Annotated in this window: 8 protein-coding genes; 1 reads left to right on the top strand and 7 read right to left on the bottom strand. The window is 38.0% G+C overall.

Annotated features, from left to right (window positions below; translation table 11 throughout):
* The first annotated feature begins 397 nt into the window (after window positions 1-397).
* Window positions 398-1,195, top strand: a complete 798-nt coding sequence (locus ACFX4L_RS24705; RefSeq protein ID WP_375166200.1) for a peptidoglycan-binding protein — start codon at window positions 398-400, stop codon at window positions 1,193-1,195.
* Window positions 1,196-1,287: 92 nt separating this feature from the next.
* Here the strand turns inward: ACFX4L_RS24705 and ACFX4L_RS24710 are convergent, their stop codons facing one another.
* From ACFX4L_RS24710 to ACFX4L_RS24740, 7 genes are all read right to left on the bottom strand, one after another.
* Window positions 1,288-1,821 (bottom strand): GNAT family N-acetyltransferase, encoded by a 534-nt coding sequence (locus ACFX4L_RS24710; protein ID WP_377384499.1) that lies wholly within the window; start codon window positions 1,819-1,821, stop codon window positions 1,288-1,290.
* Window positions 1,802-2,254: a bleomycin resistance protein gene (locus tag ACFX4L_RS24715; protein WP_377384501.1), complete on the bottom strand. Its 453-nt coding sequence runs from the start codon at window positions 2,252-2,254 to the stop codon at window positions 1,802-1,804. The genes ACFX4L_RS24710 and ACFX4L_RS24715 overlap by 20 nt, the downstream gene beginning before the upstream one ends.
* 56 nt (window positions 2,255-2,310) lie before the next feature.
* Window positions 2,311-3,315, bottom strand: a complete 1,005-nt coding sequence (locus tag ACFX4L_RS24720; protein ID WP_377406573.1) for a phosphotransferase enzyme family protein — start codon at window positions 3,313-3,315, stop codon at window positions 2,311-2,313.
* A 207-nt stretch (window positions 3,316-3,522) separates the two neighbouring features.
* Entirely contained in the window at window positions 3,523-3,753 is a 231-nt protein-coding gene (locus ACFX4L_RS24725; RefSeq protein ID WP_125162981.1) for a hypothetical protein, read from the bottom strand.
* A 59-nt stretch (window positions 3,754-3,812) separates the two neighbouring features.
* Window positions 3,813-4,079 (bottom strand): hypothetical protein, encoded by a 267-nt coding sequence (locus ACFX4L_RS24730; protein ID WP_061464967.1) that lies wholly within the window; start codon window positions 4,077-4,079, stop codon window positions 3,813-3,815.
* Window positions 4,080-4,529: 450 nt separating this feature from the next.
* Window positions 4,530-4,949, bottom strand: coding sequence for a VOC family protein (locus ACFX4L_RS24735; protein WP_377406575.1), 420 nt, complete (start codon window positions 4,947-4,949; stop codon window positions 4,530-4,532).
* A gap of 39 nt (window positions 4,950-4,988) precedes the next feature.
* A complete protein-coding gene (locus ACFX4L_RS24740; protein WP_377406576.1) occupies window positions 4,989-5,900 on the bottom strand; it encodes a DMT family transporter in 912 nt (303 codons plus the stop codon).
* Between the last annotated feature and the right edge of the window lie 73 nt (window positions 5,901-5,973).

A 5,973-nucleotide genomic window follows, 5' to 3' on the forward strand; every position in this document is an offset into this window, starting at 1 on the left:
GACTCTATTTTGGGGTAATGAGCAGGGTTTCGTGATAGATGGTGGCGGCGAGGATCGCCGCCATAGATGTTTCTTATAAAACAGACCGCCATATCCTTGCTAAGAGTCCGTGAATGAAAAGACCTGACTTGAAGGAGTGGATTATTGAAAAAATCCATCCCCGAACGATGTTGCCTGGATTTAGTCCACTCAATTCTTTTCCTGATTCTTTTTAATAGAATCCAGAATCCGCTAATTACTAAGGATATGGTAACCCGTTCTCCGCCTCATTTCTTTTCTTTCTCTAACATGTTTTAACAATTCCTTAGTGCCTTCGCGGTGTTTTTCCTTATCTGCGCCTAAAAGAGTGATCGTTTAACGAATGGTTTAATTGCAGGAAACAACGAGGAGGATAAACATGAAGAAAATTATAATAACGATCCTAACGGCTTCTGTATTCATTCTAGGAGTTTGCATGCCAACTAAAGGCGAAGCCGCAGCTTTGGATCGCACACTCTCATCAGGAATGAGTAATGGTGATGTAAAGGAACTACAAGAATTATTACTGACAAAAGGGGTTTTTCCCTATTATGAAGCAACAGGTTACTACGGACCGATTACAAAAGAATCCGTAAAGAAGTTTCAGGAAAAATCAGGGCTGAAAGCCGATGGAATAGCAGGAACAAAAACGAATCAGAAAATCCAGGTACTGAAAAGCGGGGATATCGGAAGACCTGTAGCTGAACTGCAGAGGCTATTGAAAGCCTCGGATGTTTACACATCAACGATCGATGGAATTTATGGTACAGGTACAAAACAAGCAGTCATGAACTTTCAAAAGCAAAAGGGATTATCCGCTGACGGTATAGCCGGTGCACGGACTTTCAGTAAATTAGAAGAAAGAGCCAGTTTAGCAAGCTCGGCCGTTAAAGAACTGACGGTAACAAGTACTGCATATACAGCGAGCTGCGAAGGATGTTCAGGCACCACAAGAATGGGCGTCGATTTACAAAAATATGATGATGCCAAACTGATAGCAGTCGATCCGAACGTGATTCCGCTAGGCTCCATCGTTGAAGTCGAAGGCTATGGACAAGCAATCGCTGCAGACACGGGCGGCGCGATCAAAGGAAACAGAATCGATGTATTCATCGCAAAAGAAGCGGATGCTTTAACGTGGGGAAGAAAGCAAGTGAAGGTTAAAATAATTAAATGATGCATGACGGAAACATCGTTTTAATATAAAAATAGATACATAACAAAACCGAAAGAGCATGTATTGAATCAATTCATGCTCTTTCAGTCTGTTCAAACCAACTTGTACATGATAATATCATCAACGTATTCACTTTCGTTCATCTTAAACTCCTTAACTTTACGGCCTTCTTCAACAAACCCCATACTTTTATAAAGTGATATTGCCCGATGATTTGTTGAAAAAACTCCTAAACTCACCTTTTCAATGAACGGATTGGTTTCCGCCCATTCCAATAATGCTTTAACTAGTTTTTTTCCAATACCCATCCCTCTGTATTTTTCTCTAATCATGATCCCAAATGAGCCCTTGTGAGACATTCTCCTCCTATTTTCCGATTGAAATCCTATCCATCCAATGACTTCACCATTTATTTCGGCCACGATGATGGTTTCTCGTTCACTTTCCAATAGCCTTCGTATCCAATCCCTTTGTTGTTCTGGTGTTTTATTAAACTCGTCTGATAACGCAATAAAGTACTCACCTTCGGAAATAACGGAATACTGTACATCCAAAACTGCTTCCGCATCTTTTAATTCACCAGTCCGAATCATATATGTAAGACTATTATTTTTCGTTTCTGACATGCCAATCCCCCTTATTTTTTAAGACTGCCCCACTCGGATTCATTGTCTGTGAAAACCTTAGTAAATAACCATCTGGATCTTGAACTAAAATCTCCTTTTTTACAAACACCTCATTATCGCTTTCATAATGGTTTTCCATCATTTCTCTAAATAATTTTATTCCACGCCTTTTTAAAGCAGCCGCCAATTTTTCAACATCATCAATATCAATTTGAAAATTAATCCCTCTGCCTAATGGATATATCAATTCTCCTGTATCCCAACTTCCATTTATTTCTTCCAGCATAATTTGCGATTCTCCTAAAGAAAGAAAGGCAAATTTATCATCAACACGTTCATATTCTAAATGAAACCCCAAAATTTCAAGGTAAAATTTTTTCGATTCACTTATATTCGATACTGATAGTTCAGGTACTAGTGCATTGAACTTCATATTCAGTTAAAGCCTCCTTGTCAGTACCCTGTTTAATGTTCAGATACATCAATCTTTCAATAAATCAGGTTCGAATTGAAGTGAACAATAGGACGGCCTTCCATGATTCTTTGTTCGGTTTTCTGAACGGTTTTATATAATTGATTATCCGCATTCTTCAAATCGTACTTTTTATGAAAAAAATTATATAACGTTAGATCCCTTAATTTTAAAAATAGCGGGATCGTTTCGTAATCTACAGGTGCGAGTTTATTTTCCGTCTCATAACCTTTTATAAAATCCCTCATGAATTTGGCAGCATATCCATCGAGTTCTTTTACACCTTCACGTTCTAAACTCCACATAAGATAATACAGAGGTATGGCCAGGTCGCTAGCTAACCAGTGATAAGAACAGTCATCAAAGTCAAAAACATGAATCTTGCCTTCATGGAAATGGAAATTGCCGTTATGTATATCAGAATGAATCAATCCAAAATTATCTTGATGAATTGGAAGTGCATTTAATTTATTTATGATTAATTCTTGCTGGTGCATCACTTGCTCTGGAACATCAGATTGATAGTGCTCGGCATTCAATAATTCTTCTTCATGCCAATCGAGCCTTTTATATTCTGTTTCAGGCTTGTAACTTTTTGTTTTTTTATGCAGGTGGCCTATTGTTCTTCCCCATTCGGAAAATAAATGTCCGTCGAAATTTTCATCGGTGACTTTCACCCTTACACCAGGGGCTTTTTCAAATAAGCAACAATAAAAATCTGTGCCATCCAGACCCTTTACAATTTCAACTAAGTTATTTTCTGTAGAAGGGATAACTTTCGGTATTTCACTTCCATTATTCTGTAAGTACTCTATCCACTTTAACTCAGCAAGCACTTGGCCTTTTGAACGATGTGATTGGTGTGTCATTCTTAAGATGTATGGTGTTCCATCCCTGTGAACCTCAAATACGTAGTTCTCTGCATCGCCAAGTTTTACTGAACTCTCTGTACTCACTAGAAAAAAATGCCCGGCCAATTCCACCAATGCATTAGAAAAAATCCGCTCTACCGATGCTTCCATTATCTTCACTCCCCCATTAATGATGATCTTACTTAGTTAATATAAAAAAGAATTATAATATGCTTTATACGATATCAATATGCCTTTTCCCTTTATTTGTATATCAGTTATATTCTAAATTCTTATGGCAACAAGGCGAAAGATATGTGACTTAAAAATTCTTTTCACTTCCTGCTTCAAAAAAAAACGCCCTATGGGGCGTTAAAATCAAGATTCCTTTTCTTCTTCATTTGCTATTTTATTGAATTTCAAGATGGATTCTTGGATTACTGGATTATTGAATTCTTCTTGGATGGCTGATTGTACAAATGAATCTTCAACATTCGTTTCGTCCCAAGCATTAACCATGTAATCTGGATCATTGTTCGAATGCTCTCTGTTATATTCTGAACCTTGCCGACGATTTGATTTACCGTCTTGTTTCTCATTATTCGACAACTATTTTCACCTCATATTAGAGTTCGTAATATTTAAAAGGCTAAAAACCTTCCACCATTCTATAGATCCTGGTCCTTCATTGAAATGGGTGATCCAGTAGAAGTATGTTGATTTACCCAGTCCAGCGACACTTTTGAAACGGCGGGCCACTCAGGTATTTGGGTTTTATGTTGTTCCACCCAGCTCATGCAATATTGCGGGTCTATATTGCTTTCTTCGGATTTTGCCAAGAATGACTGAATTGTAGTTTCCGTACAGTTTTCCCATGATCCACATGTATCCTGCCAAATATTTTCCATTTTATTTTGAATATTTTCGTTAGACATACGGGTTCCTCCTTTAGATAAATGGTTCTTTTATATATCTTAATTAAGTATGTCCAAGGCTAAATAAATCATTACAAAAATTTTTCCGGCATAGTGTTCAGTACGACTACACGATGCTCCAAAAAGGCTTCAATGCCTTTTGATTTGAGAGGTTTTTTTAACTACAATGCCCCTATACTTCGATTAGGGCCTCCTTATACGCTAACGTACCTGGAATGACTTATCTAATGAATGTATGTGCTGCTTGCATCTGATGAGGGAGCATATATAGCAGGGATGCCCTTCACATCAATGGCGGAATCACTATGTCTTCATGAACCCAAAACGACCGAAAAGCACCATCCTTTTCGGCCGATTTCATTCATTCGATAAAGAAGGGGGCTGGCTGCCTGTTAAGCAGCAAGATTGGGTCCCCACTTGTAGATTCTAAATAAATTCACTTTTATTATTTTAATGTCCTATTCCTGGCGAATTCATCAATACAATTCTCCAGCCATCCGGATCTTCAATGGTAACACCTGACTTTTCCCAATATGGATTTTCCGGAGAAACCGGTTCATACCCCATACCTTTCAATCTATTCGTGATTTCCTCAATGGTTTTACGTTCAGGAATATAAAAGACGAGCAGATTATCTTGTGATGGGGCCGGACAAGGCCTGCCATCTTTATGCTGAGTGAACTCTAAATGATAGCTGGAATCAGGCAGCCCAATCATGATGCCGTCATATCCCTCGTGCCCTTCAAAAGAACCGATTTTTTTCAAACCTAATCCTTCACAATAGAAGTCTACAACCTTCTTGAGTTGATCAGTAGGACGTGCAACGCGGATTTGCGCTACTCTCATTTCTTTTGGCCATTTACTTTCCATTGTCCCATCCCTCTCTGTATCGAATTACGGCGGAAACCCTTATTTGTTAATCGAATTTTCTTCTTTCAAGTTAATTTTACCAATATGCTTGCCTATTCCTAATGCAATGGCAGCACCTAAACAACTGAAAAGACAGCCAGCAGCCAAGTAAATGGATGGATCTGATTCACCAATCATCACTGAAGCCACACCTCCAATTGCCGGAAATAGGGCAACCATGTATCCACTTTTTGCCCCGCCTATTTTCTCTACAAGCTTGAGGTAGAATAGCCAAGCTCCAAAGGAGGCGAATATAGTTAAATAGAACAAAGCAGACAAATATGAAATGGATGTCGGTATACTGACTGCTTGTCCTTTTATGAACACAATTGCCCCTAAAAGAATTCCTCCTGCTGCAAATCCAATTACATTAGCATAGATTGGGTTTACTTTCTTCTTAGCATTTCTAGCTGAGCATGCATCGCCCATTGCAGTAAGGATGGTACCAAGAACGGCTATCATGATTCCTTTTATATCATTAAATCCATGAATGTCATTCAAACTTGGGTAAATAACAATACACACAGCCAGTACACCAATTACCCCTCCAATTAAGATACGAGAACGTAATTGTTCTTTCAAAAAAAGACGAAGGGCTATAGGTGTTAAAATGACTTTCAATGAAAAGATCAATGTAACCATAGCCGCTGAACTTAAGATAGTCGCGTAATAAAGACATAAATAGCTTAAGGCAAAATTACATATTCCAAACACAATAATAAATGGAACATCCCTTTTCATGGGTTTTCCTTTAGGTCTGAGAATGCATAAAAGAATGAAAAATAGGATTGCCGTCATACTTAAACGATATGTTAAAGATAACTCTAAACTCACAGGTGTACCTTGAATCTTTACGGCAATAAAATTAAGCCCCCATACTAATAAACAAAATATGTACATAAAGTTAGTCATAATAAAAGGCTCTTTTCGTAAAGATTGTTGTTTTTAAAACGAAACTATTTAAGGTTGATTGGAGCGGAAGTGC

Origin of the sequence: Peribacillus sp. YIM B13482, assembly GCF_042787975.1 — a bacterium.
Classification (GTDB): domain Bacteria; phylum Bacillota; class Bacilli; order Bacillales; family DSM-1321; genus Peribacillus; species Peribacillus simplex_A.

Coding starts and splice junctions, on each gene's coding strand:
- ACFX4L_RS24705 (WP_375166200.1), top strand. CDS start 398: ATGAAGAAAATTATAATAACGATCCTAACGGCTTCTGTATTCATTCTA.
- ACFX4L_RS24710 (WP_377384499.1), bottom strand. CDS start 1,821: ATGTCAGAAACGAAAAATAATAGTCTTACATATATGATTCGGACTGGT.
- ACFX4L_RS24715 (WP_377384501.1), bottom strand. CDS start 2,254: ATGAAGTTCAATGCACTAGTACCTGAACTATCAGTATCGAATATAAGT.
- ACFX4L_RS24720 (WP_377406573.1), bottom strand. CDS start 3,315: ATGGAAGCATCGGTAGAGCGGATTTTTTCTAATGCATTGGTGGAATTG.
- ACFX4L_RS24730 (WP_061464967.1), bottom strand. CDS start 4,079: ATGTCTAACGAAAATATTCAAAATAAAATGGAAAATATTTGGCAGGAT.
- ACFX4L_RS24735 (WP_377406575.1), bottom strand. CDS start 4,949: ATGGAAAGTAAATGGCCAAAAGAAATGAGAGTAGCGCAAATCCGCGTT.
- ACFX4L_RS24740 (WP_377406576.1), bottom strand. CDS start 5,900: ATGACTAACTTTATGTACATATTTTGTTTATTAGTATGGGGGCTTAAT.